Below are 25,788 nucleotides of genomic sequence, written 5' to 3'. Positions count from 1 at the left end.
TGTTTCATGCAGAAGTACATTGTGAATGTTCCTGCATCGGTATCAGGAGTAATTGAAAGGGCCCTCCAACTGACATGGAAATGCCCTGACGTGAATGATCTTCGTAGCGATACCTCTCTCGATTCTGCTTTCAACGAAATCACCCAACTGATTGTGACCGCGCGACAACGCGCCATGCAGGCGGTCAACACCGAGCTGATTGAGCTGCACTGGCAGGTTGGTGCCTACATCAGTCGCAAAATTGAAGCGGCGGAGTGGGGTGATGGAGTGGTGGCACAACTGGCTCAGCACCTGGCCTATACGCAGCCTGGATTACGGGGGTTCACCCGTGCGAATCTTTTTCGCATGCGCAAGTTTTACGAGGCCTATAGGCATGATGCAAAAGTCGCAGCACTGCTGCGACTTTTGCCCTGGACCCAGAATTTGATCATCCTCAACCAGAGCAAACACCCGGAGGAGCGTGAGTTTTACCTGCGCATGGCAATCCAGGAGAAGTGGTCGAGCCGCGAACTGGAGCGTCAGTTCAAGGCGGCTCTGTTTGAACGTTCAGTGGTCAGCCCGGCAAAAGTCTCAGCACCGCTGAGACAAATTCATCCCCTGGCCCTGGACGTGTTCAAGGATGCCTATGTGGTCGAGTTTCTGGCTCTGGAGCGTGGTCATGCAGAGACAGACTTGCATGGAGGCCTGTTGCACAAGCTCAGGGATTTTCTGATCGAACTGGGCAGGGACTTCTGCTTTGTGGGTTCACAATATCCGTTGCAGGTAGGTGGGCGGGACTTTGCGCTGGATCTGTTGTTTTTCCACCGTGGGCTGAACTGCCTGGTGGCGATCGAACTCAAGGTCGGGCGCTTTGAGCCGGAATACTTGGGGAAGATGGATTTTTATCTTGAAGCGTTGGACCGCAATGTCCGCAAGCCACACGAAAATCCGGCGCTCGGCGTATTGCTGTGCGCGAGCAAGGAGGACGAAATCGTCGAGTACGCCCTGAACCGCTCACTGTCGCCGGCCTTGATCGCGGAGTACCACACCCAATTGCCAGACAAGAAACTGTTGCAAGCCAAGTTGCAGGAGTTTTATGCACTGAATGCTGAAGGAGTTGAGTGATTTTTGTTGTGAATCACTTTCTTTCAGGCATTAAAAAGCCGGCTTGTGGCCGGCTTCTCGGGGACTGGCTTGGATCATTTTTGGTAAACCGCGCCAGCCTTCAAAACGTACACCCGGATCTTGCGTCCGGCTGTGGGACCTGGTGAGAAAGTCATCTGTCAGGTCAGTGCATCCGAGCCGCAAGGCGGGTCGATGCGCAAATGTGGGGCGCAGCATACGCAGGTTTGACGCAAATTCCCAGCGGGAAGTGCCGGGCAGAGCCGTTTGGCCACCCGGGTGGGCGGCCGATGGGCGTTCTGGCGCGCTTAAAGAAACGGCACCACCGGCCGCCGTTTGTTCAGGGTCGACCACCAGAACACCCAGCCCAGCACCCTGATGTTCTGCTCTTCGAGTTGTGCGGCCCTGAAGATTTCATCCGGGTATTCGGCGCGGTTGTGGCTGCGCAGTCGCAGGGAGTTGCCCGGTAATCGGTGCAGGTACTTGATGCGTAGCATGCCGTCATGTTCGATGGCGTAGATCTCGCCATCGATAATCTGGGTCAGGCCACGGTCAATCGCCAGGGTCGAACCGTCTTCAATTTTCTCTCCCATACTGTTACCGCTCATGAAGACACAGATGGCGTCGGCGTGGTTGATTTCCAGGGAATCAAGGTGGCTGCGGGGCAGGCGGATGGATTGCCCGGGGTCTTCTATGACGTGGGTCTCGTTGGAGCCCGGGGCGATGACAGCTTCTTTGTACAAAGGCAGTTCGACGTCGACAGGCTCAATGACTGTATAGACACCGCGGATGGTCTGGGCATCGAAGGTGTTGCCGGATTCGTCAAGCAGGCGCAGGTGTTGGGCGTCTTTCGAGCCTTCGCCGGTTTTCAGCCAGTCGCTGCTGACGGAGAGTTTTCTGGCGACTTCTTCCATGCAGTGGGCGGGCACACCGCGGGTGTACCAGTTATGTACATTTTGCGGAGCCGTATCCAGGAATTCGGCAAATCCGGTGGTCGTGATGCTCGCTGCTTCGAGGAGCGCTTTGAAGCGTGGGCCGCTAGTGTTCTTTTTCATGAACGCGAGTCTACTGGCGGCTAACAAGGGTTTGAATAAACGCCTCGTTCAAATTTTGCGGGAAATTTACGACTGGATGTAAGACGCTCTTGGGGAATTTTAAACAAGTAAAAACCAAGATAGAGGCAGGTTAAACGCAATGTTTAGCGTGCTTATCAAACGCCCACAAAAAACCCCGGATCAACCGGGGTTTTTCTTGAAGCTTGTCGCTTGAAGCTCGCGGCTGCTCTTAACCTTTGTAGGCAGCAACCGACTTGGTGATCGCGTCGCGGGCGGCGTCTGCGCCGGCCCAGCCTTCGATCTTCACCCATTTGCCTTTTTCGAGATCCTTGTAGTTCGCGAAGAAGTGCTCGATCTGCTGGATCAGCAGCGCTGGCAGGTCGGTGTATTCCTTCACGTCGACGTACAGCTGGGACAGCTTGTCGTGTGGGACTGCGATGACTTTGGCATCGCCGCCGCCGTCGTCGGTCATGTTCAGGATGCCGACCGGACGGGCGCGGATTACCGAACCTGGAGCAACCGGGTAAGGGGTTACGACCAGCACGTCGAGGGGATCACCGTCGTCAGCCAGGGTGTTCGGGATGTAACCGTAGTTGGCCGGGTAGAACATTGGGGTGGCCATGAAACGGTCAACGAACAGGCAATCGCTGTCTTTGTCGATTTCGTATTTGATCGGCGCGTGGTTGGCCGGAATCTCGATCGCGACGTAGATGTCGTTCGGCAGGTCTTTGCCAGCCGGAATCTTGCTGTAGCTCATTGGGCGTTGCCCCCGTTAGTTGACCAAAAACACTTGGCCGGATTGACCAAAAAGTGGCGGCGATTATAGGCATATTCCTGTATCGACGCCATGGACCAGAAGTCGTATGGCGCTCACTGGTGTGCCTGATAGACAGGATCATGCGCCTGAAGTTGCTTCAACCTCGCCAGCGGGTCCTGGCGATAGAACAACTTCAACTGCTGGTACACCTGTGGATAGGCCTCGTGCAGCAAATCCGGGGCGCTGAAGAAGTATTCGCTGGTGACGGCGAAGAACTCGGCAGGGTTTTCTGCGGCATACGGGTCGATGGCAGTTTCGGCATCGGGATTGCGTTCCAGTTGCCGGTCGAGGTCGTCGTAGGCCTCTTGCATGACGCTGGCCCAGTCGCTGACGCGCATGTCGGGATGCAATGGCGGCAGGCCGTTAGCGACACCGTTGAGCATGTCGAGCTTGTGCGCCAGTTCGTGGATCACCAGGTTGTAGCCTTCCCAGCCACCACTGGCCATTACGCCGGGCCAGGCGAGGATGATCGGGCCTTGCTGCCAGGCTTCACCGCTGTGCTCACCGTCCCATTCGTGCTCGACGCCGCTGGCATCGCGATGGCGCTGGGGGCTGAGGAAGTCGTCGGGGTAGAGGATGATTTCGTGGAAGCCCTGATACCAGTTCAGGTCGCCGAGGTGCAGCAGCGGCAATTGCGCCTGGGCGGCGAGCAGCAAACGTTGTTCCTGATGCAGTTCGACACCGGGCAGGGCGCTCAGGTGCTTGTCTTCGAGGAACAATACGCAGGCTTCGCGCAGCCATTGGTCTTCGGCGGCGCTGATGCCATCGAGAAAACTCAGGTGATGGCGCACCCGTTGCCACATGTCATCGGCAATCGGGTGCTTTGCCAGGGTGCGCCGGCGACGCCAAGCGCTCAGGGACCACATCGTGTCAGCGCGATTCGGCTTTGGAGTTCGAACCGGCAAGGCGGTTACGCACCATGCCAATGATCATTGGCACCAGTGAGATCAGGATGATGCCGACTACCAGCAGCGACAGGTTCTTCTTGATGAACGGTACGTTGCCGAAGAAGTAACCGAGCGTTACCAGGCCACCGACCCACAGGATGGTGCCCAGCACGCTGAAGGCAAAGAAACGCGGATAGGGCATTTTCCCCACGCCGGCGACGAACGGTGCAAAAGTACGGATGATCGGCAGGAAGCGCGCCAGGGTCACGGTTTTGCCGCCGTGCTTGTCGTAGAAGTCGTGGGTTTGTTGCAGGTAGTCGCGACGGAAGATCTTCGAGTCCGGATTGCTGAACAGTTTTTCACCCGCCGTTCGTCCGATGATGTAGTTGGTGCTGTCGCCCAGGATCGCCGCCAGCATCAGCAGGCCGCCGAGCAGTACCGGGTCCATGCCGCCACCGGCCGCCACGGCGCCGGCGATGAACAGCAGGGAGTCGCCCGGCAGGAAGGGCATGACCACAAGGCCGGTTTCACAGAAGATCACCATGAACAGAATGGCGTAGATCCATGCCCCGTAGTTGGTTACAAGCATGTCGAGGTAGACGTCGAGATGCAGGACAATGTCGATCGGGTTGAAATCCATGGATAGCACCTGTGGTGACGGCCCGACTCAGCAGGCCTGTGCGGATGACTTCGCGTAAGACTACGGATATGGGTAGTTTTTCTTACAAGCCGAGAATATCGGGATTATACGAGGTGAGTGGTGAAAATCGCGTCGAGATTGTAGCGGGGAATGTCATCACAGGGCTGATGTTTGATAACGAACAGGTGGGAACGAGCCTGCTCGCGATGCCGTCGCCTCGTTGGACAAGTGTAATCCGATCGATGCCATCGCGAGCAGGGTGCAGGTGATTCAGAGTTCGTCGCTGATCGGCAGCACATAGTTCTTGAATTCGGTGTCTTCCTTGAATCCGATGGACTCGTAGGTTTTCTGCGCGACTTCGTTGTTGCTGCTGGTGGAAACACGCATGCGCACGGCATTGGTTTCCTTGGCCATTTTTTTTGCGGTGCGGATCAGGTTGTCGGCCACCAACTGGCGGCGGGCGTCCTCGGCGACATAAATATCGTTGAGGATCCACACACGTTTGAGCGAAAGCGAGGAGAAGCTCGGGTACAGCTGGCAGAAGCCCATCAGTTTGTTGCTGTCGTCATCGGACAGCGCCAGGTAGATCACCGATTCCTTGCGACGCAGGCGTTTTTCGAGGAACGCCCGGGACGAGTCCGGATACGGCAGGGAACCATAAAACTCGCGATATTTGACGAACAACGGGGTCAATAGGTCCAGGTGTTCGAGGGTCGCTTGAATAATCCGCATGGTAGGTCTCGTCTTCAAGTGGCTGTCTTACGTCTCTGACGGCGATGGGAAACCCTTGGCGGCCGCGCCACGATCCTGCCTCAAACTGGTACGAATGTGCAATGCGCAAGCGGTTCAGGCATTCGGCGGGCCAAGCAGGAAATTTCCTTTCATGTCGCCTCCCGTGTCCGACTCCAGTGTCTGAACCTGCGCTTCGTCCTTCAGATTGACCCCTGACAACTGCCGCCGGCAGGCTTCGCGCATCAAATACAGCAAACGGTGTGCCGCCATGCCGTAGCTCAGGCCTTCGAGCCGGACATTGGAGATGCAATTACGGTAGGCATCGGTAAGGCCGACCTTGGGATTGTAGGTGAAATATAATCCCAGGCTGTCTGGAGAGCTGAGGCCAGGGCGTTCGCCGATGAGGATCACGGTCATTTTTGCGCCAAGCAACTCACCGATCTCATCGGCGACGGCCACCCGGCCCTGTTCCACGAGTACGACTGGCGCAACAGTCCAGCTGTCGCCGGCCATTTGCTCTTCGAGGCGTGTCAGAAACGGCAGGGTATGGCGATGAACGGCCAGTGCCGACAGGCCGTCGGCGACCACGATCACCAGATCCACGCCACCCGGATGGGCCGTCGCGTAATCACGCAGGGTCTGCGCCGAGGCATCACTGAGTTTTCGCCCCAGGTCGGGGCGTTGCAGGTACGTGTTGCGATCCGTCGCCGCGCTGTGCAGCAAAAGACACTGGCGATCACGTTCGGCCAATTGCGCGCTGAGGGAGGCATGCTCAAACGGCAAGTGCACCGCATCCCGCGCCTGAGCGTGGGCGTATTGGAAGTCCAGTTGTGCGCGGGTGGGAATGCTGGCGCCGGTGCGGCCCAGAGCGATTCGCGCCGGCGTCAGGCGCCGCAGTTCCAGCCAAGGGTTGTGTGGATCGAAGGGTAGTTTATCCATGTCAATGTTCATCCCAGTTGCGCCAAGGCCTGCCGGAAGGCTGGCGGCAGGCTGTCGCCGAAGAGAACCCTGCCATCGGCTTGAGTGAAGATGCCCATTTTCGCCAGCCACTGCTCGAACTCCGGCGCGGGCTTCAACCCCAGGGTCTGCCGGGCGTAGAGCGCATCGTGGAACGAGGTGGTCTGGTAGTTGAGCATGATGTCGTCGGAGCCGGGGATGCCCATGATGAAGTTGATCCCGGCGACGCCCAGCAGGGTCAGCAGGGTGTCCATGTCATCCTGGTCGGCTTCGGCGTGGTTGGTGTAGCAGATGTCGCAACCCATGGGCACACCGAGCAATTTGCCGCAGAAGTGGTCTTCCAGGCCGGCGCGGATGATCTGTTTGCCGTTGTACAGGTATTCCGGGCCGATGAAGCCGACGACGGTGTTGACCAGAAACGGTTTGAAATGCCGCGCCACGGCGTAGGCCCGGGTTTCGCAGGTTTGCTGATCGACGCCGTGATGGGCGTTGGCCGACAGGGCACTGCCCTGGCCGGTTTCGAAGTACATCAGGTTCTGGCCCAGCGTGCCGCGATTGAGGCTCAATCCTGCGTCGTAACCTTCCTGCAATATATTGAGGTTGATACCGAAACTGGCGTTGGCTGCTTCGGTGCCGGCGATAGACTGGAACACCAGGTCCAACGGCACGCCGCGATTGATCGCTTCGATCGACGTCGTGACATGGGTCAGCACGCAAGCCTGGGTCGGGATTTCGTAGCGCTGGATGATTGCGTCGAGCATCTCCAGCATCGCGCAGATCGAGGCGATGCTGTCGGTGGCCGGGTTGATGCCGATCATGGCATCGCCGTTGCCGTGCAACAGGCCGTCGAGAATGCTCGCGGCGATGCCGGCCGGTTCGTCGGTGGGGTGATTCGGTTGCAGGCGCGTGGACAGTCGACCGCGCAGGCCCAGGGTACCGCGAAACTGCGTGACCACGCGGATCTTCTGCGCCACCAGCACCAGATCCTGCACGCGCATGATCTTCGACACGGCGGCGGCCATTTCCGGAGTCAGACCGGGGGCGAGGGCGCGCAGGACCTGCTCGTCGGCGGCATCGCTGAGCAGCCAGTCGCGAAAGCCGCCGACAGTGAGGTGGCTGACAACCGCGAAGGCTTGTTTGTCGTGGGTGTCGATGATCAGTCGGGTGACTTCATCGGACTCATAGGGAATCAACACTTCTTGCAGGAAGTGGGATAGCGGAATGTCGGCCAAAGTCATCTGGGCTGCGACGCGTTCGCCGTCATTGAGGGCCGCAACGCCGGCCAGAAAATCCCCGGAGCGCGCGGGGCTGGCCTTGGCCATCACATCCTTGAGGCTGTCGAAGCGATAGGTCTGGGCGCCGACGGAATGGGCATATACGGCCATGGGGCGGAGTCCTCTAATAATTACTGCAATCTGCTTTTCCTGTGGGAGCGGGCTTGCTCGCGAATGCACGCTGTCATTCAAAAAAGTGTCGACTGATACGACGCCTTCGCGAGCAAGCCCGCTCCCACAGGGGAATTGCATGCACTTCAATAATGCAGGCGCCGGGCAGGGGGCCCGGTGCCGGTGCATTTAGATACCTTCGAGCATAGCGTCTGCCGGTGCCTCGGAACGTTGCTTGGCGGTCAACTGGAAGTACAGGTAACCGGCAACCATGAAGCCGAGGAAAACCAGGCCGATCACGGTGTTGAACCAGGCCATCGCCACCAGGCACACCACCGCCAGGAACAGCGCGATCCCCGGTACGATCGGATAGCCCGGCGCGCGGAAGGTGCGCTCCAGGTTCGGTTCGGTCTTACGCAGTTTGAACAGGCTCAGCATACTGATGATGTACATCACGATGGCACCGAATACCGACATGGTGATCATCGCCGCCGTCAGGGTCATGCCTTGCAGGTTGATCAGGCCGTCGCTGTAGATCGCCGCGATACCGATCACACCGCCGGCCAGAATCGCCCGATGTGGCGTCTGGAAGCGCGAGAGTTTGGCCAGCCCCTTGGGTAGGTAACCGGCGCGAGCCAGGGCGAAGAACTGCCGGGAATAGCCAAGAATGATCCCGTGGAAACTTGCCACCAGACCAAACAGACCGATCCATACCAGCATGTGCATCCAGGTCGAATTATCGCCGACCACGGCTTTCATCGCCTGGGGCAGCGGATCGTTGATGTTCGACAGTTGACGCCAGTCGCCGACGCCGCCGGCCATCACCATCACGCCGATGGCCAGGAACACCAGGGTCAGAATGCCGCTGACATAGGCTCTGGGGATCGTGCGTTTCGGATCCTTGGCTTCCTCGGCGGCCATGGCCGCGCCTTCGATGGCGAGGAAGAACCAGATCGCAAAGGGGATCGCTGCAAAAATCCCGGGAATCGAGCCCATCGTGAACTCGTTCGAACCTGACCAGCCATTGAGCACGAAGTTACTGAAGCTGAAGCCCGGGGCGACCACGCCCATGAACACCAGCAATTCAGCGACTGCCAGCACGGTGACCACCAACTCGAAGGTGGCCGCGATGCTGACGCCAAGGATGTTCAGGCCCATGAACACGAAATAGGCGCCAACGGCGGCGATCTTCGGGTCCAGTTCCGGGTATTGCACGTTGAGGTAGGCGCCGATGGCCATGGCGATGGCCGGTGGCGCAAAGACGAATTCGATCAGGGTGGCGATGCCGGCGATCAACCCGCCTTTCTCACCAAAGGCCCGGCGGCTGTAGGCAAACGGCCCGCCAGCGTGGGGAATTGCCGTTGTCAGTTCGGTGAAGCTGAAGATGAAGCAGGTGTACATCGTCGCCACCATCAACGCGGTGACGAGAAAACCCAGCGTGCCTGCGGTGCCCCAGCCGTAACTCCAGCCGAAGTACTCGCCGGAAATCACCAGGCCGACGGCAATGCCCCATAAATGCAGGGTGCCGAGTGTGGGTTTGAGCTGTGTGGAAGAAATAGTCATAAGTCCTCTCTAGTTTTTATTGTTCGATCTTTTGGACTTTCGGGTACGACGGGTTGGGTGCAATTCCTGAATGATGGGTAGGCAAGGCCCGTGCCAGAGCGGCCAGCCTTTTGGGTTGTGTCATTTAAGACGCCTTCGTCGGAACGCCGCCCGGAGCAAGCCCGCTCCCACATTGGACTTGTGTCAGTTACTTGATGCGGGTTTACACAAATCCCCTGTGGGAGCGGGCTTGCTCCGGGCGGCGTTCCGACGAAGGCGGTAGAAAGGGCGACACAGAAACACCTGTGTCGCCCCCGGTTTTTAGAAGAAGCCCAGCGGATTGATGTCGTAGCTCACCAGCAGGTTTTTGGTCTGCTGATAGTGGTCGAGCATCATCTTGTGGGTTTCACGGCCGACGCCGGACTTCTTGTAACCGCCGAACGCGGCGTGCGCCGGGTACAGGTGGTAGCAGTTGGTCCACACACGACCGGCCTTGATGGCGCGGCCCATGCGGTAGGCGCGGTTGATGTCGCGGGTCCAGAGGCCGGCACCCAGGCCGAACTCGGTGTCGTTGGCGATGGCCAGGGCTTCGGCTTCATCCTTGAAGGTGGTGATGCTCACCACCGGGCCAAAGATTTCTTCCTGGAACACGCGCATTTTGTTGGTGCCCTTGAGCAGGGTCGGCTGGATGTAATACCCGCTCGCCAGGTTGCCCTCGAGTTTTTCCACCTTGCCGCCGGTCAGCAGTTCGGCACCTTCGCCCTTGGCGATTTCCAGGTACGAAAGGATCTTGTCGAATTGCTGCTCGGACGCCTGGGCGCCGACCATGGTGTCGGTGTCCAGCGGGTCGCCACGTTTGATTTGCAGGACCTTCTTCATCACCACTTGCATGAATTCGTCGTAGATCGACTCTTGCACCAGCGCCCGGGAAGGGCAGGTGCAGACTTCGCCCTGGTTGAAGAACGCCAGCACCAGGCCTTCGGCGGCCTTCTCGATGAAGGACGGTTCGGCCTTCATGATGTCTTCAAAGAAAATGTTCGGCGACTTGCCGCCCAGTTCAACAGTGGACGGAATGATGTTTTCCGCCGCGCATTTCATGATGTGCGAGCCGACCGGGGTCGAGCCGGTGAAGGCAATTTTGGCGATGCGTTTGCTGGTGGCCAGCGCTTCGCCGGCTTCGCGACCGAAACCCTGCACGATGTTCAGCACGCCCGGTGGCAGCAGGTCGCCGATCAGTTCGACCAGCACGGTAATGCCCAGCGGGGTTTGCTCGGCAGGCTTGAGCACCACGCAGTTGCCAGCGGCGAGAGCCGGGGCGAGTTTCCAGGCGGCCATCAGGATCGGGAAGTTCCACGGAATGATCTGCCCGACCACGCCCAGCGGCTCATGGATGTGATAGGCCACGGTGTTGCCGTCGATTTCGGCAGCGCTGCCTTCCTGGGCACGGATGCAACCGGCGAAGTAGCGGAAGTGGTCGGCGGCCAGCGGGATGTCGGCGTTGAGGGTTTCACGCACGGCTTTGCCGTTGTCCCAGGACTCGGTGATCGCCAGCAGTTCCAGGTTCTGTTCGATGCGGTCGGCGATTTTCAGCAGCACCAGCGAGCGCGCCTGGGCGGACGTGGCGCCCCAGGCATCGGCAGCGGCGTGGGCAGCGTCCAGGGCCTTGTCGATGTCTTCGGCCGTGGAACGGGGGAATTCGGCAATTGGTTGGCCATTCACTGGCGAGGTATTGGTGAAGTACTGACCTTTGACAGGCGCGACGAACTCGCCGCCGATGTAGTTACCGTATTTGGCTTTGAACGAAACGATAGCGCCTTCAGTACCGGGGTGAGCGTAACGCATGGTGGTCTCTCCTTGCTTTTGTGCTTATAGGGAGTCGCGCATGTGCGCTTGCTTTAAGCGTAGAGCAAGGGCCGGGCCAGTGCCTTGCATGTCAGGTAAATCAAGGCCTTGCGAGGTTTTTGTCGGACGGGCGGGCAGCGCCTGTGACGCTTTCGGTACAGCCCTGGTGACACTTTGTACCGTTTGTGGCACAGCTTGTGACCAACCGGTCTTGCAGGCATTGCAATGCGGGCCGGGCTGGAGGATGCTCGGCATCACCTCATGCACGGGACGCCGAGCCCCGGGGAGAATAATAAGAAATGCACGACAACCATTTAAGTCGCCATGCCCAGCAAGTATTGACGGTGACCCAGGGCAAGACCCACCTGCACGGTCCTGGCAGCGATCCGTCCATCGCCCGTTCCTGGCTGCGCTGCCTTGAGGACTATCACCTCGATCCGGCCCTGAGCATCGCGCCGACGGTGCTGGAACATGGCCGTGTCCTGGAAAGCCGCGAACGCTTGCAGCAGGTTCTGCACATCGCTGGCAATGAAATGACCAGCCTGCACCAGCAACTCTCCGGTGCCGGCCATGCAGTGCTGCTGACCGACGCCCGCGGCGTGATCCTCAACTGCGTCACCGCGCCCGCCGAACGACAGATTTTCGAGCGTGCCGGCCTCTGGCTTGGGGCCGACTGGAGCGAGGCCTGCGAAGGCACCAATGGCATCGGCACCTGTTTGGTGGAGCGTCAGTCGCTGACCATCCATCAGGACGAACACTTTCGCGGCCGCCACACCGGCCTGACCTGCTCGGCGAGCCCGGTCTTCGATCCACATGGCGAATTGCTGGCGGTACTCGACGTGTCGTCGGCGCGGCGCGATGTGTCGCGGCAAAGCCAGTTCCACACCATGGCGCTGGTCAATCTGTCGGCGAAGATGATCGAGAGCTGCTACTTCCTGCGCTGCTTCGACAACCAATGGTTGCTGCGTTTTCACTTGCAGGCCGAGTCCGTCGGTTTGTTCAGCGAAGGGTTGCTGGCGTTCGACGGGGAAGGGCGCATTTGTGCGGTCAACCAGAGTGCGTTGAACCTGCTGGGACATATTCGCGGCGGCTTGCTGGGTAAGCCGGTGGAGGCGTTTTTCGATTGCTCGCTCGATGAGTTGCTCGGTCGCGCGAGCACCAATGCCGCCGCCAGTTGGCCGTTGCGCACCCGTGATGGTCGCAAGCTGTTCGCGGTATTGCGCGGTGAGGCACGGCGGCCGCTGCCGATTCCGATGGTGCCAGCGGCCAAGGTTGCACAAGCGCCGCGCCTGTCGGGCATTTGTCTGGATGACGCGACGTTGCAGGCGGACTTTCGCAAGGCCTTGCGTGTCTACGAGCGCGACGTGCCGCTGCTGATCAACGGCGAAACCGGGTCCGGCAAAGAGGCCTTTGCCAAAGCGGTGCACCACGCCAGCCAGCGGGCAGAAAAAGCCTTCGTCGCCCTCAATTGCGCGGCCATTCCCGAAAGCCTGATCGAAAGCGAGCTGTTCGGTTATCGCGGCGGCAGCTTTACCGGTGCGCGCAAGGAAGGCATGCGCGGCAAGTTGCAACAGGCCGATGGCGGCACCTTGTTCCTCGATGAAATCGGCGACATGCCACTGGCCATGCAGACGCGCTTGCTGAGGGTGCTGGAAGACCGGCAAGTGGTGCCGATCGGCGGCGAGCCGGAATCGGTGAATGTGCGGATCATCAGTGCCACCCACCGTAACTTGCTGGATCGTGTGCAGGACGGCAGCTTCCGTGAGGATTTGTATTACCGCCTCAATGGCCTGGAAGTCGCGTTGCCGCCGTTGCGCGAGCGTAGCGATAAATCCCGGTTACTCGACTTTTTGCTGGCCGAGGAGGCGGGCGGAGAAACGGTGTTGATCGACGGCGCGGCGCGGGAGGCCTTATTGGGGTTCGCTTGGCCGGGTAACGTGCGGCAGTTGCGAAATGTGCTGCGTACGTTGGCGGCACTGTGTGAGGACGGGCGGATCGGTCTGGAGGATTTGCCGGCGATGATTCGCCAGGCGCGGCCGCTAGTGTCGACGATTGAAGAGGCGTCGGAGCATCCGCTGGAAGATGCCGAGCGGCTGGCGTTACTCACGGCGCTGGAGCAGACGCGCTGGCATATGACGCATACGGCGGAGCAGTTGGGGGTCAGTCGAAATACCCTTTATCGCAAGCTGCGTAAACATGGGATTGCCCGCTAAATCGTGTCGCGGCCATTCGCGAGCAAGCCCGCTCCCACATTTGCTCGGAGGTGTTCACAAATTTGTGTTCACTATAGAACCAATGTGGGAGCGGCGGTGCGGCGATCCGACTTGCTCGCGAAGGCGTCCTGAAGTCTGAAACACAAGGTGCGATTTTCCCCTCCCTAAGCTAACCTGCGACCAAGTTTTACGAGGTCGACTATGCACATTCATATTCTTGGTATCTGCGGCACTTTCATGGGGTCAATGGCGGTTCTGGCCAAGGAGCTGGGCCATCACGTGACGGGCTCCGATGCCAACGTCTATCCGCCGATGAGCACTCAGCTGGAAGCCCAGGGCATTGAATTGACCCAGGGCTACGACCCGGCGCAACTCGATCCGGCCCCTGATCTGGTAGTGATCGGCAACGCCATGTCCCGGGGCAACCCGGCTGTGGAGTATGTACTGAACAAAGGCCTGCCCTACGTCTCCGGCCCGCAATGGCTGGCCGATCACGTGCTGCAAGGTCGCTGGGTGCTGGCGGTTGCCGGTACGCACGGCAAGACCACCACCAGCAGCATGCTGGCCTGGGTGCTGGAGCACGCGGGCATGGCTCCGGGTTTCCTGATCGGCGGCGTGCCGCAAAACTTCTCGGTGTCGGCGCGCCTGGGCGATACGCCGTTTTTCGTCATTGAAGCCGACGAATACGACAGCGCGTTCTTCGACAAACGCTCCAAGTTCGTGCACTACCGTCCGCGCACGGCGATCCTGAACAACCTCGAATTCGATCACGCGGACATCTTCCCGGACCTGCCGGCCATCGAGCGGCAGTTCCATCACTTGGTGCGGACCATCCCGAGCGAAGGACTGGTGATTCATCCGACCACTGAGCCGGCCTTGCTGCGCGTTATCGAGATGGGTTGCTGGACGCCGGTGCAAACCACCGGTGCTGGCGGTCAGTGGCAGGTCAAATTGCTCAGTGAAGATGGCTCGAAGTTCGAAGTGATGTTCGAAGGCGTCGCCCAAGGCGTAGTCGAGTGGGACATGACTGGCCAGCACAACGTCGCCAACGCCCTGGCGACGCTGGCTGCCGCACGCCACGTCGGAGTGGTGCCGTCCATGGGCATCGCCGCGTTGAGCGCCTTCAAAAGCGTGAAACGCCGGATGGAAAAAGTCGCGGAAGTGGGTGGCATCACCATTTATGACGACTTCGCTCACCACCCGACTGCCATCGCTACCACCCTCGACGGGCTGCGCAAGCGCATCGGCGATGCACCGTTGATCGCGATCATCGAGCCGCGCTCCAACTCCATGAAACTTGGCGCGCACCGTGACGGACTGCCGGAAAGCGTGGTCGATGCCGATCAGGTGATCTGGTACGCACCGGCCAATCTCGGCTGGGACCTGGCGGGCACCGCCGCGCTGTGCACCGTGCCGTCGATTGTCAGCGATTCCCTGGAAGGCATCATCGAGCGCGTGAAGAGCCAGGCCCAACCCGGCACCCACGTAGTAATCATGAGCAACGGCGGCTTCGGCGGCCTGCACGGCAAACTGGCCGAGGCGCTCAAATGAACAACGGCCCGGACCGCATCACCTTGGCGATGACCGGCGCTTCAGGTGCCCAGTACGGTTTGCGCCTGCTCGACTGCCTGGTGCGGGAAGATCGTGAAGTGCACTTTCTGATTTCCAAGGCTGCGCAGTTGGTGATGGCCACCGAAACCGACGTCACGCTGCCGGCCAAGCCGCAGATGATGCAGGCGTTCCTCACCGAATACACGGGGGCTGCCGCCGGGCAGATTCGGGTGTATGGCAAGGAAGACTGGATGTCGCCGGTGGCTTCGGGCTCCGGCTCCCCGGCGGCGATGGTGGTGGTGCCATGTTCCACGGGCACGTTGTCGGCCATTGCTACCGGCGCCTGCAACAACCTGATCGAACGTGCCGCCGACGTGACGCTGAAAGAGCGTCGGCAGTTGATCCTGGTGCCCCGTGAAGCGCCATATTCGAGCATTCACCTGGAGAACATGCTCAAGTTGTCGAACATGGGCGTGACAATCCTGCCGGCATCTCCGGGCTTCTATCATCAGCCGCAAACCATCGACGACCTGATCGATTTCGTCGTGGCGCGGATCCTCAACCTGCTGAATATTCCTCAGGACATGTTGCCGCGCTGGGGCGAGCATCATCTGACCAGCGATGAATAAGTTGCTGGTGATGGTACTGGCGCTGCAATTGGCCGGGTGCGCCACGGTGCGGACCCTCGATGCGGCCAAGCCGGGTGCGCCTGTGGTGTACTCGGGGACTCGCCTGGATTTGTACGCGATGAACGGTGGGTGCTGCGCCATGGACCGTTTCGGTGCCGAAGCGCCGAGCTACCCGGGCGTTGATCTGCCGGCCAGTGCGTTGCTCGACACGCTGCTGTTGCCGCTGTCATTGCTGACGGTGATTGGGGTGAGTTTTCAGGCGACGGGTGGATTGTAAGAGAGCGCTTCGCGCTCTATCGCGAGCAAGCTCGCTCCCACAGGATTTTGTGTTGTACACAAATTTTGTAATCGCTGAAAAACCTGTGGGAGCGGGCTTGCCCGCGATGAGGCCCTCTCAGGCACCATAAGATTACTTGCCCAACTTCCTCAGCTCATCCGACTCGACAATCCTGACTCCATCCTGCTCTTCCAGCGCCAGACGCCACATTGCCCGAGCCAGTTGGCAGGCTTCGATACCATGGTATTTGCCAGGGATCAGCCGAGACAACGGGCCGGCGACTTTTTCGCCCAGTCGCGGTTCGGTGCGATCACCCAGCAACAGCGAAGGACGGCAAATAGTCAGCTGCGGCCAGTCCTGCGCGCGCAATGCGTACTCCATCTCGCCTTTGACCCGGTTGTAGAAAATCGAGGATCTGCGATCGGCTCCCAGAGCACTGATCACGATCAAATGCCGTGCGCCCATTTCCCGGGCACGTTTGGCGAATGCCACCACCATGTCCAGGTCCACCGCGCGAAACGCCTGTTCCGAGCCGGCCTGCTTGATCGTGGTGCCGAGGCAGCAATAGGCGATATCGACCCGCCCGTTCAACTGCGGCAGAAACTCCGCCGGGTCGCCGACCGGATTTTCAAGGTGCGGGTGCCCGGCCAATGGCCTGCGTGAGGGGGCCAATACCCGGGTAATCGTTGGCTCATTTAGCAGGCGATCAAGCAGATGCTCACCCGTCAAACCGGTGGCTCCGGCGAGCAGCACGTGCTGAGGCGTCAAGTACATAGTGTCTCTCCCTTGATACTGTTCAGCTTAGTTGCTGTTTGCATCCTTGCTTACAATGGACGCACTTTGCAGTGCTTTTCGTGCCTGCTGTTTGCGCAGTAGTTGCCAATGCGAGAGGACGGTTTTCGGTGCCCAGATCTGTGGTTCGGACGCTTCGAAACCGTCCGCCAGCTCACGTTCGGCGACAGTGGCCTTGGTCAGTTTGAAGGCTTGCTCCAGATCATCGGTCTGGTTCAGGGCCTGGGCGAACAAGGCATCGCCGAAGTAAGTGAAGTTGGCTTCCTCCGAGCAACCGAATGATACTCGGTCGGCCCGCGAGGCCGTCATGATCAGGGTCCGTTCATCCTTGAGGGCGGGGATGAAGCCGCCGGAGTAGCAGGACGAAATCACGATGATCTTGTCGCGGTTTTTCAAGGGGGCGAGAACCGCGGCCAATTCGTCGGCTGGCAGATCGGCCAGCTCCATGCGCGGCTGGTCTAGCACCAGTTCGTGTTCACTGGTGCCATGGCTGGTCAGGTAGATGAAAATCAGGTCTTCCGGACCGCTACGTTCGGCCAGCGTCAGGGCAGCGCGGCGCAGGTTTTCCCGAGTAGCCATCGGACGGTCGGCAAGGTGGTCACGATGGTTCACCAGGCGGATCTGGCCAAAGGTGCCGAAACGGGTGGTGAGCATGTTGGCGACGTAGTCGGACTCGCGCAGAAACACGCTTTGCTTGCCATCGCCACCCAGTGTCAACGAATACAGCTCCACCGCCGAGGTCGAGGGTGGAACGTTGGCCAGCGCTGCGTCGAGCAAGCGCCCCTGGGCCAGCAGGCCGAGCTCCAGGGTGTCGGGCAATAATTTGCCCTCGGCGTCGCGTACACGCTGGCCGTTGATCCAGGTACCGCTGAGCACGGTGCCATCGGTTAACACCAATGTGCCGCGCCCTTGGTAACTGTCGTTGTCGAACTGACCGGTGTAAAAACTGCCGTCAGACAGGTTCAGCCGGCCCTGGCCGGAAAAGCGCCAGTCATTGAACTGGCCGATGTAGTGGCTGCCGTCAGTGCCGATCAACTCGCCCTTGCCGTTCAGCGAGCCTTCCTTGAACTGGCCCAGCCAGACATCGCCGTCGGCGTTTTCGTAGCGGCCCTTGCCGTGCAGTTGATTGTTCTTGAAGCTGCCGACATAGATGTCGCCGTCGGCGCTGTTGAAAGTCCCGTTGCCTTCCAGCTGGCCGTCGACGAAGTGCCCGGTGAACTGATTGCCGTTACCGTCGCCACGCTGGCCTTCGCCATTGGGTTTACCGTGGGCGAACTGGCCCTGATAGGAGCTGCCGTCTTCGAGTTCGAGGCGACCCAGGCCGGCGTATTGATCGGCCTTGAACTCTCCGCGATAGCTCATGCCGTTTTCTTTGAGGGTGCCTTCGCCGTAGCGCCGGCCGGCCTTGAAGCCGCCGCTGTAGCTGCTGGCGTTGGTGGTCAGTGCCCCCTGACCGTCGAACAGTCCCTGATTGAACTGACCGCGATAGACTTCGCCATTGCTGCCATGCCATTCGCCCTGGCCCTGCCACTGGCCCTTGTCGAATTCGCCTGCGTACCAGCTGCCGTTCGGGTAGTCGATGCGCCCCTTGCCTTGCAGCAAGCCATTGACCAGGTCACCGCGATAGCGTCCGCCGTCCGGCAGGCGGGCGTCGGGAGGCAAAGGCGATTCGCCATCGCCGCAAGCGGTGAGCATCAGGGTCAAGGCAAGGAGTGCAAGTGGGCGCATAGCGGATTCCGGGCAATTAGGCGAGGGAGTATGCCGCAGCTATGTGTCCATAAATAGGGTGAGGTACCGCGTGAGGGCGCGAAACAGCATGAGCTGCTTCGCATCCGGCAAGGTTTATACGAAACACAGGGACAGGGGTTCGGCGATGTACGCCGGTTTGTCCGAACCTTCGATTTCCAGGGTGGTGGTGGCCTTGAGCAGCCATTGGCCGGGTTTCTTCTCGATGACTTCGGTCAGATCGACCTTCAGGCGCACTCTCGAATTGACCTTGACCGGCTGGATGAAGCGCACGCTGTCGAGGCCGTAGTTGACTACCATCTTCAAGCCTTCTGGCATGACGAGGATGTCTTCCATCAGTTTCGGGATCAGCGACAACGACAGGAAGCCGTGAGCGATGGTGCTGCCAAATGGCGTTTGCGCAGCCTTGACCGGGTCGACGTGGATGAACTGAAAATCCCCTGTGGCTTCGGCGAACAGGTTGATGCGGTCCTGATCGATGGTGAGCCATTCGGAACGTCCAAGTTCCTTGCCGACATAATCTTTGAGCTCTGCAACTGGAACATAGGGCATTGAGACTCTCCTTGGGTTCATCGGTTTTATAGTTTTGGCTTGCGGGGATCTAACCTCCCGGCTTACCACTTTAGATCAACATGGCCAAACGCTCCGGTCAACTGACCATGCTTTTGGCGAATGCCGGTCTATAGCGCGAGCATGCTTATAATGCCCTGCCAATGCGGGTGACGGATTTTGCGGGAGAACTTTGATGTTGTTACGGGGCCTGACGTGGCTGGTGCTGTTCCAATTGCTCGGCACCGCGATCAATCATTTGTTCTTGCCGGTGCTGCCGGGGCCGATTGTGGGGTTGCTGCTGTTGCTGGCGTACCTCATCTGTCGCGGACAGGTCGGCGAGCCACTGAACCTGGCGGCCAGCAGCCTGTTGCGCTACCTGCCGCTGTTGCTGGTGCCGCCGGCCGTGGGCGTGATGGTCTACGCCGCTGACATCGCGGCGGATTTCTGGGCCATTGTCGGTGCGCTGGTGCTGTCGCTGCTGCTTTCGATGGCCTTCGCCGGGGTGCTGATGCAGCGCATGGTCAAGCGTCACGCTCAGCCTGAGGACGGCCAATGATCTTCGACTGGCACGGCGCCTGGGCGTCAGTAATTCACCATCCATTGTTCGGCATTGGTATTACCCTCGGTGCCTATCAGCTGGTGCTGGCGGCGTTCGAGAAAACCCGATGGATCTTTTTGCAGCCGGTACTTGTCTCCATGTTGCTGGTGATCGGCGTGCTGGTCGGCTGCGGTCTGACCTACGCCGAGTACCGCAAGAGCACCGAGATTCTCAGCATCCTGCTCGGCCCGGCCACTGTCGCGCTGGCGGTGCCGCTTTATCTCAACCTGCGACGGATTCGGCAGTTGTTCTGGCCGATATTTACTACGCTGGTGATAGGTGGGGTGGTGGCCACGGGGATGGGCGTGTTGCTGGGCTGGTCGTTCGGTGCCGAGCACATGATCCTGATGACCATGGCGCCGAAATCGGTGACCTCGCCTATCGCTATGTTGGTGGCTGAGCAGATCGGTGGTGTCGCGGCGCTGGCAGCGGTGTTCGTCTTGATTACCGGTGTGATCGGAGCGATTTTCGGCCCGGCGTTGTTGACCCGGTTGGGCGTGCACAGCCCGGAAGCCAGGGGCATGGCACTGGGCATGACGGCCCATGCGGTCGGCACGTCGGTGGCGTTGCAGGAAAGTGAAGAGTGCGGCGCCTTCGCGGCGCTGGCGATGAGCCTGATGGGTGTGGCCACGGCGGTTTTCCTGCCGTTGGCAGTGTCGATGGTGGTCTAAGGAAATGTCTATGAGTCTGCCGCTTTTTCCGCTCAATACAGTGCTGTTCCCAGGCTGCATCCTCGACTTGCAGATCTTCGAAGCGCGCTATCTGGACATGATCGGCCGCTGCATGAAGCAGGGCGGCGGATTCGGCGTGGTGTGCATCCTCGATGGCGAAGAAGTCGGTATCGCCCCGGCGGGTTACGCCTTGGTCGGGTGTGAGGCGCTGATCACCGATTTCAAGCAGCAGGACAACGGCCTGCTGGGGATTCGGGTTCAGGGCGGACGGCGTTTCCATGTATTACGAACGGAAGTCCAGCGCGATCAGTTGACCATCGCCGAGGTCGAGTGGCTGGAAGACGAGCCGGAGCAACCACTGCAGGACGAGGACGCCGATCTGGTGGCCTTGCTCAAGGCCCTGGCGGAACACCCGATGGTCGAAGCCTTGAACATGGGCACCGAAGCGACCGGCCAGCAGTCGCTGGCCAATCAGTTGGCGTACCTGTTGCCCTTCGCAGAACTGGACAAGATCGATCTGCTGCAACTTGACGATCCGCAGCAGCGGCTGGATGCGATTCAGGCGTTGCTGGATGAGTTGCAGGGGGAGTTGTTTGCCTGATTAATAATGGCAGCCATCGATTGTTTGGCTGAGTGTTGTTATTTAGTTTGGTCTTCAATTTAATGGTTGGTTGTTCAGGGGGTTATAGTCAGTTTGCCTGGCGGGTCTTTGTATTGATTTCTAATAAGTGTGGAGAGTGGTTTGTATTGATCGATCAAGTTTGAGTGGTTATATTTGCTTCGCCTGCATGAAGCAGACGTTACATATATAAGGGATTATTTTATGAAAGATTTAAGTGGCGATGAACGTACGTTGTGGGGGTTGTGCTTTTCCCGGATTATGGTCCGGTATGTTTTCGCAAATGCACCGCGGGCCGAAGTTGAGTTTGCGGCGGACTCGGCGGCGAATGCGGCGAATGCGCTGATCCTGGTGCGACGTTCGGATTTGAGTGGCGGCCGCGATAGATTTGAGCAGCGGCTCTGGGATGATTATGTGGGGGAGGCGATGATCAAGTTTTCCACGGAAGTTCGTTGGAAGTTGGAAGACTATGTCGTTGTCGCTGGGAAAGTTTCCAAGCAAGCCGATATAGCCATTGCGAAATATCGTGGCGTTGAAGAGTCAGATTTGCCAAGCTTCCCGTTCGGGGGCTAAAGTTTAATATAAGTTGTCAGGGTGCGCTGTTGCTTGATTTCAAGGTGATTCTTGATTGGCCTGCTGTGATTGGGTGAGTCGCCGAGAAGTTGTTTGCCTGGCATTATTGAAAGGATCGCAGCCTTCGGCAGCTTCTACAGGGCGAACACCCCATTCATGTAGAAGCGACTGAGGGCTGAGATCTTTTGCTTTATCTAGTACGCATACCGCAGCATCGTATGCGGCAAGTGCCGCAACACGAAGAAGCCGAACAATGCCACCAACGCCGGCAACACCAGCCACCAGGCCTTGGGTGGCAAGGCGTTGAGCGGTTCCTTGCGCTGGATCAGCCACAGGCTGGCCGCGCAGACACATGCCGCCAGCATCGCGCCGGCCAATACATCTGTCGGCCAATGCGCTCCGAGGTAAACCCGCGAAAGCGAAATCGCCATTGCGGGCAGGCAGCCCACCAATAACCAGGTCAGACGCATCCGAGGCGGTTGTCCGCGTCCCGCCAGGACGGCGAGGGTGAGGAACAGCGCGAAAGACCCTGAAGCATGGCCGCTGGGCATGCTGTAGCTGGTGAGCGGATCGCTCAACACTTCGGGGCGCACGCGGGCGAAAAAGTACTTGGTCGCGGTATTGGCCAGTGCCGTGAAAAGCAACGTGCTGCCCGCGAAAATCGCGTGCCGCCATTGCCGCATCAGCAGCAGCAAACCGGTCAGCAGTGCGCTGAAAAACAGCATGTTGCGGAATTCGCCGATCAGCGTGAAGACCACCGCCACTTCATCCAGCATCGGTTGGCGATGTTCCTGCACCAGCGTCATCACCCCTTGATCGAGTGCGGACAGGTGCGAGTAACCGATAAACAGCCCCGTCAGAATCAGCAGACTCATCCCGGTAATGAACAACGTCGCGCGGCGATGCCGGCGCAGGCTGCTGGTCGCGCTCAAGCCGACCATCACCGCAATGCTGCCAGCAACAACCCCAGCCTGGAGCCAGAAGCCTTCGGGCAACGGCAAGCGGATTGCCGCGCCCGTGGCCCAGCCAGGCATCAGATAAGCCACCGACCAACCCGCGCCGGCCAATAGGCTGACGGCGAAGAAGCGCGGGAAAGGCATGTCGCACATGCCGGCGACCATGGGCAGCATCGGCCGCAACGGGCCGATAAAACGCCCAACCAGCAGGCTGGCGATGCCATAGCGCTGGAAATAGGTCTCGGCCCCGGCAATCCATTCCGGGTGATGGCGCAAACCGGGCAGGCGCCGGATGTTCTGATGGAAGTGGCGTCCGAGGAAGTACGACACCACGTCACCCAGCACGCCGGCGAGGAAGCCCAGCAATAGCGTTTCACTCAGCGACAACGCGCCACTGCCGGCCAGTACCGCGACGGCGAACAGCAGCACCGTGCCGGGCACGATCAGGCCGGCAATCGCCAGGCATTCGACAAAGGCCACGAGGAAAACCGCCGCCGCCAGCCATTGCGGGTTGACCGTCAACCAGCCGGTCACGCTATCGAGCCATTGGCCCATAAAAACCACTCCATCAAATGTTCAATTGCTTCCGGTGATAAGTGCAATTTTGAATACGCCACTGACCCCTGTGGGAGCGGGCTTGCCCGCGAATAGGCTCTTTCAGTGGATATTGACGTCGCCTGACACGCCGCCTTCGCGGGCAAGCCCGCTCCCACAGGGGACCTTTGTTTGCATCAAGTCTGAGTCAATTTCAGGTCAGCACAAAATAATCGCGCCCTTCGGTCTGCCCCCGTCGTAACGGGTTGCGCGTGCAATAAGCCGCGTAGGCAGCATCGACAAAGCGGTACATCAGGTGTTCATCGCGCCCGTGGGGAATGCCCAGCCGAGTGGTCTGGATGATGTGGGCGGGCGTCTGGCTGACGTGTTCTACCAGCAGCACCTCATGATCGAAGCGTTTGGCGTCCCACACCGGCACTTTCAGGCCCAGTGCCTTGCACAGCAGGGTTTGCCCGGCGCAGAGTTTTTGTGACGGGCGAGGGCGGCCCTGGGCATCGGGATTGTTCAACAGCATTTGTGCCAGGCTGCCCGGCCCGCTCAATTGATCGACCCACGGGTAGGCGGATTTGATCAGCACGGCGTTACCCGGCCCCTGGGCACTGAAATTCAGCGAATCGCCGCCCCGGGCGTAATACATATAGATGTGGCCGCCATCCAGAAATAAAGCCTTACGCTTTTCTGTGTAGCCGAGGGAGGCGTGGCTGCCTTTTTCTGCGCAGTAATAGGCTTCGGTTTCGATGATCCGGGCGCTGAGCCACAGGTCACCCACTCGATGGCGAATGACTTTGCCCAGTAAATCCCGGGCCAGAACTTGCGCGTCACGGTCGAAAAATGCGTCCGGGAGGCCCGTGGGCAGGCTCACAGCGGACGCTCGAACAGTCAGATTGGACATGATGACCGGCATTTGTCAGGGCTGAATGAGTCGTGATGATAACAATTTGCAGCTTAATCCCGGCTGAACATCGGCAAATTGCCCTCCATTTCGACCATCCGCCCGTCACCGCTGTTAGTCAGTGGGCGCGACAGCTATAATCTGTCGCTTTACTCTTTACCAAGACCTAATCAAAGACCACTCCAGACCATGACTGAGTCCGTTCTTGACTACATGACCCGCCTGGGTCGCGCTGCCCGCGAAGCTTCCCGCGTGATCGGCCGTGCCAGTACCGCGCAGAAAAACCGCGCCCTGCAGGCCGCCGCCAATGCGCTGGACGCTGCCCGCGCCGAGTTGACGGCGGCCAATGAACAGGATTTGGCCGCCGGTCGCGCCAATGGTCTTGAGCCGGCCCTGCTCGAACGCCTGGCGCTGACCCCGGCGCGTATCGATGGCATGATCGTCGGCCTGCGTCAGGTAGCAGCGCTGCCGGACCCGATCGGCGCGATCCGCGACATGAGCTTCCGTCCGTCCGGTATTCAGGTCGGCAAGATGCGCGTGCCGTTGGGCGTGATCGGAATCATCTATGAGTCGCGGCCGAACGTGACCATCGATGCCGCGAGCTTGTGCCTGAAGTCCGGTAACGCGACCATCCTGCGTGGCGGTTCCGAGGCGATTCATTCCAATCGCGCCATCGCCGCCTGCATTCAGCGTGGCCTGGCCGAGGCCGATCTGCCGGCCGCGGTGGTGCAAGTGGTCGAAACCACTGATCGCGCTGCCGTCGGCGCGCTGATCACCATGCCTGAGTACGTCGATGTCATCGTGCCGCGCGGCGGCCGTGGCCTGATCGAGCGCGTCAGCCGTGATGCCCGCGTTCCGGTGATCAAGCACCTGGATGGCATCTGCCACGTGTACGTGAGTGAGCACGCCGACCTGGCCAAGGCCCAGCGCATCGCGTTCAACGCCAAGACTTACCGTTATGGCATCTGCGGTGCCATGGAAACGCTGCTGGTGGATCAAACCGTTGCCAAGGATTTCCTGCCGGCGATGGCGGCCCAGTTCCGCGAAAAAGGCGTCGAGCTGCGTGGTTGCGAACGCACCCGGGCGATCATCGATGCCGTGCCGGCCACCGAGGAAGACTGGAACACCGAGTATCTGGCGGCGATTCTGTCGATCCGCGTGGTCGACGGGCTGGGCCAGGCCATCGAGCACATCAATCATTACGGTTCCCATCACACTGATTCGATTGTCAGCGAACACCAGGGCGACACCCGGCGTTTCGTGGCTGAAGTCGACTCCTCGTCGGTGATGATCAATACCCCTACATGCTTCGCCGATGGCTTCGAATACGGATTGGGTGCCGAGATCGGCATTTCTACTGATAAGCTGCACGCCCGCGGCCCGGTGGGCCTCGAAGGACTGACCTGCGAGAAGTACATCGTGGTCGGTGACGGGCAGCTGCGCGGACAGGAGCCGGTCTGACTTGGGCGACTTCGACCCGTCAGCCCCGGTCACAGTCAGCGAGCCAGCCCCTCGCCGCATTGGCGTGCTGGGCGGAACGTTCGATCCGGTGCACATCGGCCATTTGCGCGGTGCGCTGGAAGTCGCCGAAACACTGGCGCTCGATGAGTTGCGCCTGACGCCCAGTGCCAGGCCGCCCCATCGGGGCAAGCCGCAGGTGTCGGCGAAAGACCGTCTGGCGATGGTCGAGTGCGCGGTGGCCGGTGTGGCACCGTTGGTGGTGGACGCCCGCGAATTGCAGCGGGACAAACCGTCCTACACCATTGATACCCTGGAACTGATGCGCGCCGAACTGGCCGCGGATGACCAGGTTTTTCTGCTTTTGGGCTGGGACGCTTTTTGCGGCCTGCCCACTTGGCACCGCTGGGAAGAGTTGCTCCAGCATTGCCATATCCTGGTGTTGCAACGCCCGGATGCCGACAGCGAACCGCCGGATGCCTTGCGCAACCTGCTGGCAGCGCGCTCGGTGAGCGACCCGCTGGCTCTCAAAGGGCCGAGCGGACAGATTGCATTCGTCTGGCAGACACCGCTCGCGGTATCCGCCACCCAGATCCGTCAACTGCTGGCCAGCGGTAAGTCGGTACGTTTCCTGGTGCCCGACGCGGTCCTGGCCTACATCGATGCGCACGGGCTCTACCGTGCGTCGAACTGAATAGGAGTGCCTCAAGGCACGTGGCAACAACGTGTATTGAAGCGCCCGAACAAA

Annotated in this window: 25 protein-coding genes; 11 read left to right on the top strand and 14 right to left on the bottom strand. The window is 59.8% G+C overall.

Annotated elements, in window-relative coordinates; translation table 11 throughout:
- Positions 1 to 174: 174 nt before the first annotated feature.
- Entirely contained in the window at positions 175 to 1,104 is a 930-nt protein-coding gene (locus AC3IT6_RS25855; protein WP_489356677.1) for a PDDEXK nuclease domain-containing protein, read from the top strand.
- Between the two features lie 305 nt (positions 1,105 to 1,409).
- Here AC3IT6_RS25855 and AC3IT6_RS25850 read toward each other — a convergent pair whose 3' ends face one another.
- The 9 genes from AC3IT6_RS25850 to exaC all read right to left on the bottom strand — a co-directional run bounded on the left by AC3IT6_RS25850 (position 1,410) and on the right by exaC (position 10,958).
- A complete protein-coding gene (locus tag AC3IT6_RS25850; RefSeq protein WP_489353546.1) occupies positions 1,410 to 2,156 on the bottom strand; it encodes a LexA family transcriptional regulator in 747 nt (248 codons plus the stop codon).
- A 229-nt stretch (positions 2,157 to 2,385) separates the two neighbouring features.
- A complete protein-coding gene (gene ppa, locus AC3IT6_RS25845; protein ID WP_007894323.1) occupies positions 2,386 to 2,913 on the bottom strand; it encodes an inorganic diphosphatase in 528 nt (175 codons plus the stop codon).
- A gap of 113 nt (positions 2,914 to 3,026) precedes the next feature.
- Positions 3,027 to 3,839: a M90 family metallopeptidase gene (locus AC3IT6_RS25840; RefSeq protein ID WP_046041660.1), complete on the bottom strand. Its 813-nt coding sequence runs from the start codon at positions 3,837 to 3,839 to the stop codon at positions 3,027 to 3,029.
- Between the two features lie 4 nt (positions 3,840 to 3,843).
- Positions 3,844 to 4,500, bottom strand: a complete 657-nt coding sequence (locus tag AC3IT6_RS25835) for a DedA family protein (protein WP_008052342.1) — start codon at positions 4,498 to 4,500, stop codon at positions 3,844 to 3,846.
- A gap of 270 nt (positions 4,501 to 4,770) precedes the next feature.
- On the bottom strand, positions 4,771 to 5,232 hold the full coding sequence (locus tag AC3IT6_RS25830) for a GNAT family N-acetyltransferase (RefSeq protein WP_007990572.1): 462 nt from the start codon (positions 5,230 to 5,232) through the stop codon (positions 4,771 to 4,773).
- 114 nt (positions 5,233 to 5,346) lie between these two features.
- Positions 5,347 to 6,171: an ethanolamine ammonia-lyase subunit EutC gene (gene eutC, locus AC3IT6_RS25825; RefSeq protein ID WP_489353545.1), complete on the bottom strand. Its 825-nt coding sequence runs from the start codon at positions 6,169 to 6,171 to the stop codon at positions 5,347 to 5,349.
- 8 nt (positions 6,172 to 6,179) lie between these two features.
- Positions 6,180 to 7,574 carry an ethanolamine ammonia-lyase subunit EutB gene (locus tag AC3IT6_RS25820; protein WP_409078825.1) on the bottom strand — a complete coding sequence of 465 codons (1,395 nt, stop codon included), beginning with the start codon at positions 7,572 to 7,574 and terminating at the stop codon, positions 6,180 to 6,182.
- Between the two features lie 189 nt (positions 7,575 to 7,763).
- The gene (gene eat / locus AC3IT6_RS25815) at positions 7,764 to 9,137 is read right to left on the bottom strand and encodes an ethanolamine permease (RefSeq protein WP_150715986.1); all 1,374 of its coding nucleotides are present in this window, start codon (positions 9,135 to 9,137) and stop codon (positions 7,764 to 7,766) included.
- Positions 9,138 to 9,437: 300 nt separating this feature from the next.
- Positions 9,438 to 10,958, bottom strand: a complete 1,521-nt coding sequence (gene exaC / locus AC3IT6_RS25810; protein ID WP_008052346.1) for an acetaldehyde dehydrogenase ExaC — start codon at positions 10,956 to 10,958, stop codon at positions 9,438 to 9,440.
- 299 nt (positions 10,959 to 11,257) lie between these two features.
- Between exaC and AC3IT6_RS25805 the strand changes: the two genes are divergently transcribed.
- From AC3IT6_RS25805 to AC3IT6_RS25790, 4 genes are all read left to right on the top strand, one after another.
- Positions 11,258 to 13,171: a sigma-54-dependent Fis family transcriptional regulator gene (locus tag AC3IT6_RS25805; protein ID WP_223449083.1), complete on the top strand. Its 1,914-nt coding sequence runs from the start codon at positions 11,258 to 11,260 to the stop codon at positions 13,169 to 13,171.
- A 201-nt stretch (positions 13,172 to 13,372) separates the two neighbouring features.
- Complete coding sequence (gene mpl, locus AC3IT6_RS25800) at positions 13,373 to 14,722, top strand: UDP-N-acetylmuramate:L-alanyl-gamma-D-glutamyl-meso-diaminopimelate ligase (protein ID WP_489353544.1); 1,350 nt, start codon at positions 13,373 to 13,375, stop codon at positions 14,720 to 14,722.
- Positions 14,719 to 15,351 carry a flavin prenyltransferase UbiX gene (gene ubiX, locus AC3IT6_RS25795; RefSeq protein WP_095941968.1) on the top strand — a complete coding sequence of 211 codons (633 nt, stop codon included), beginning with the start codon at positions 14,719 to 14,721 and terminating at the stop codon, positions 15,349 to 15,351. The genes mpl and ubiX overlap by 4 nt, the downstream gene beginning before the upstream one ends.
- Positions 15,344 to 15,628 (top strand): YceK/YidQ family lipoprotein, encoded by a 285-nt coding sequence (locus tag AC3IT6_RS25790; protein ID WP_150726947.1) that lies wholly within the window; start codon positions 15,344 to 15,346, stop codon positions 15,626 to 15,628. Before ubiX ends, AC3IT6_RS25790 begins: the two co-directional genes overlap by 8 nt.
- Positions 15,629 to 15,760: 132 nt before the next feature.
- Here AC3IT6_RS25790 and AC3IT6_RS25785 read toward each other — a convergent pair whose 3' ends face one another.
- From AC3IT6_RS25785 to AC3IT6_RS25775, 3 genes are all read right to left on the bottom strand, one after another.
- On the bottom strand, positions 15,761 to 16,402 hold the full coding sequence (locus tag AC3IT6_RS25785) for an oxidoreductase (protein ID WP_150726948.1): 642 nt from the start codon (positions 16,400 to 16,402) through the stop codon (positions 15,761 to 15,763).
- 27 nt (positions 16,403 to 16,429) lie between these two features.
- A complete protein-coding gene (locus tag AC3IT6_RS25780; protein ID WP_489353543.1) occupies positions 16,430 to 18,148 on the bottom strand; it encodes a C13 family peptidase in 1,719 nt (572 codons plus the stop codon).
- Between the two features lie 114 nt (positions 18,149 to 18,262).
- Entirely contained in the window at positions 18,263 to 18,718 is a 456-nt protein-coding gene (locus AC3IT6_RS25775) for a MaoC family dehydratase (RefSeq protein ID WP_008001099.1), read from the bottom strand.
- A gap of 193 nt (positions 18,719 to 18,911) precedes the next feature.
- Between AC3IT6_RS25775 and AC3IT6_RS25770 the strand changes: the two genes are divergently transcribed.
- The 4 genes from AC3IT6_RS25770 (at position 18,912) to AC3IT6_RS25755 (ending at position 21,179) form a co-directional block, all read left to right on the top strand.
- Positions 18,912 to 19,274 (top strand): CidA/LrgA family protein, encoded by a 363-nt coding sequence (locus tag AC3IT6_RS25770; RefSeq protein ID WP_489353542.1) that lies wholly within the window; start codon positions 18,912 to 18,914, stop codon positions 19,272 to 19,274.
- Positions 19,271 to 19,987: an LrgB family protein gene (locus AC3IT6_RS25765; protein WP_150726951.1), complete on the top strand. Its 717-nt coding sequence runs from the start codon at positions 19,271 to 19,273 to the stop codon at positions 19,985 to 19,987. The genes AC3IT6_RS25770 and AC3IT6_RS25765 overlap by 4 nt, the downstream gene beginning before the upstream one ends.
- 10 nt (positions 19,988 to 19,997) lie before the next feature.
- Positions 19,998 to 20,588 carry an LON peptidase substrate-binding domain-containing protein gene (locus AC3IT6_RS25760; RefSeq protein ID WP_085726023.1) on the top strand — a complete coding sequence of 197 codons (591 nt, stop codon included), beginning with the start codon at positions 19,998 to 20,000 and terminating at the stop codon, positions 20,586 to 20,588.
- A gap of 222 nt (positions 20,589 to 20,810) precedes the next feature.
- Positions 20,811 to 21,179: a hypothetical protein gene (locus AC3IT6_RS25755; RefSeq protein WP_489353541.1), complete on the top strand. Its 369-nt coding sequence runs from the start codon at positions 20,811 to 20,813 to the stop codon at positions 21,177 to 21,179.
- A gap of 194 nt (positions 21,180 to 21,373) precedes the next feature.
- On the opposite strand, the gene AC3IT6_RS25750 is transcribed toward AC3IT6_RS25755, so the two are convergent.
- A complete protein-coding gene (locus tag AC3IT6_RS25750; protein ID WP_489353540.1) occupies positions 21,374 to 22,690 on the bottom strand; it encodes a bifunctional DedA family/phosphatase PAP2 family protein in 1,317 nt (438 codons plus the stop codon).
- Between the two features lie 193 nt (positions 22,691 to 22,883).
- Positions 22,884 to 23,582, bottom strand: a complete 699-nt coding sequence (locus AC3IT6_RS25745; protein ID WP_489353539.1) for a DNA-3-methyladenine glycosylase — start codon at positions 23,580 to 23,582, stop codon at positions 22,884 to 22,886.
- A gap of 189 nt (positions 23,583 to 23,771) precedes the next feature.
- On the opposite strand from AC3IT6_RS25745, the gene AC3IT6_RS25740 reads away from it, so the two are divergent.
- Both AC3IT6_RS25740 and nadD read left to right on the top strand, forming a co-directional pair.
- On the top strand, positions 23,772 to 25,043 hold the full coding sequence (locus tag AC3IT6_RS25740; RefSeq protein ID WP_489353538.1) for a glutamate-5-semialdehyde dehydrogenase: 1,272 nt from the start codon (positions 23,772 to 23,774) through the stop codon (positions 25,041 to 25,043).
- Position 25,044: 1 nt separating this feature from the next.
- Positions 25,045 to 25,734 carry a nicotinate-nucleotide adenylyltransferase gene (nadD, locus tag AC3IT6_RS25735; protein WP_223449077.1) on the top strand — a complete coding sequence of 230 codons (690 nt, stop codon included), beginning with the start codon at positions 25,045 to 25,047 and terminating at the stop codon, positions 25,732 to 25,734.
- The last annotated feature ends 54 nt before the right edge of the window (positions 25,735 to 25,788 follow it).

It is taken from the genome of Pseudomonas sp. KH_017 (genome assembly GCF_057840285.1).
This window is presented reverse-complemented; position numbering and strand designations above follow the sequence as displayed.

Bases quoted from the DNA above. Each gene is read 5' to 3' on its own strand.
- AC3IT6_RS25855 (WP_489356677.1), top strand. From the start codon at position 175: ATGCAGGCGGTCAACACCGAGCTGATTGAGCTGCACTGGCAGGTTGGT.
- AC3IT6_RS25850 (WP_489353546.1), bottom strand. From the start codon at position 2,156: ATGAAAAAGAACACTAGCGGCCCACGCTTCAAAGCGCTCCTCGAAGCA.
- ppa (WP_007894323.1), bottom strand. From the start codon at position 2,913: ATGAGCTACAGCAAGATTCCGGCTGGCAAAGACCTGCCGAACGACATC.
- AC3IT6_RS25840 (WP_046041660.1), bottom strand. From the start codon at position 3,839: ATGTGGTCCCTGAGCGCTTGGCGTCGCCGGCGCACCCTGGCAAAGCAC.
- AC3IT6_RS25835 (WP_008052342.1), bottom strand. From the start codon at position 4,500: ATGGATTTCAACCCGATCGACATTGTCCTGCATCTCGACGTCTACCTC.
- AC3IT6_RS25830 (WP_007990572.1), bottom strand. From the start codon at position 5,232: ATGCGGATTATTCAAGCGACCCTCGAACACCTGGACCTATTGACCCCG.
- eutC (WP_489353545.1), bottom strand. From the start codon at position 6,171: ATGGATAAACTACCCTTCGATCCACACAACCCTTGGCTGGAACTGCGG.
- AC3IT6_RS25820 (WP_409078825.1), bottom strand. From the start codon at position 7,574: ATGGCCGTATATGCCCATTCCGTCGGCGCCCAGACCTATCGCTTCGAC.
- eat (WP_150715986.1), bottom strand. From the start codon at position 9,137: ATGACTATTTCTTCCACACAGCTCAAACCCACACTCGGCACCCTGCAT.
- exaC (WP_008052346.1), bottom strand. From the start codon at position 10,958: ATGCGTTACGCTCACCCCGGTACTGAAGGCGCTATCGTTTCGTTCAAA.
- AC3IT6_RS25805 (WP_223449083.1), top strand. From the start codon at position 11,258: ATGCACGACAACCATTTAAGTCGCCATGCCCAGCAAGTATTGACGGTG.
- mpl (WP_489353544.1), top strand. From the start codon at position 13,373: ATGCACATTCATATTCTTGGTATCTGCGGCACTTTCATGGGGTCAATG.
- ubiX (WP_095941968.1), top strand. From the start codon at position 14,719: ATGAACAACGGCCCGGACCGCATCACCTTGGCGATGACCGGCGCTTCA.
- AC3IT6_RS25790 (WP_150726947.1), top strand. From the start codon at position 15,344: ATGAATAAGTTGCTGGTGATGGTACTGGCGCTGCAATTGGCCGGGTGC.
- AC3IT6_RS25785 (WP_150726948.1), bottom strand. From the start codon at position 16,402: ATGTACTTGACGCCTCAGCACGTGCTGCTCGCCGGAGCCACCGGTTTG.
- AC3IT6_RS25780 (WP_489353543.1), bottom strand. From the start codon at position 18,148: ATGCGCCCACTTGCACTCCTTGCCTTGACCCTGATGCTCACCGCTTGC.
- AC3IT6_RS25775 (WP_008001099.1), bottom strand. From the start codon at position 18,718: ATGCCCTATGTTCCAGTTGCAGAGCTCAAAGATTATGTCGGCAAGGAA.
- AC3IT6_RS25770 (WP_489353542.1), top strand. From the start codon at position 18,912: ATGTTGTTACGGGGCCTGACGTGGCTGGTGCTGTTCCAATTGCTCGGC.
- AC3IT6_RS25765 (WP_150726951.1), top strand. From the start codon at position 19,271: ATGATCTTCGACTGGCACGGCGCCTGGGCGTCAGTAATTCACCATCCA.
- AC3IT6_RS25760 (WP_085726023.1), top strand. From the start codon at position 19,998: ATGAGTCTGCCGCTTTTTCCGCTCAATACAGTGCTGTTCCCAGGCTGC.
- AC3IT6_RS25755 (WP_489353541.1), top strand. From the start codon at position 20,811: ATGAAAGATTTAAGTGGCGATGAACGTACGTTGTGGGGGTTGTGCTTT.
- AC3IT6_RS25750 (WP_489353540.1), bottom strand. From the start codon at position 22,690: ATGGGCCAATGGCTCGATAGCGTGACCGGCTGGTTGACGGTCAACCCG.
- AC3IT6_RS25745 (WP_489353539.1), bottom strand. From the start codon at position 23,582: ATGTCCAATCTGACTGTTCGAGCGTCCGCTGTGAGCCTGCCCACGGGC.
- AC3IT6_RS25740 (WP_489353538.1), top strand. From the start codon at position 23,772: ATGACTGAGTCCGTTCTTGACTACATGACCCGCCTGGGTCGCGCTGCC.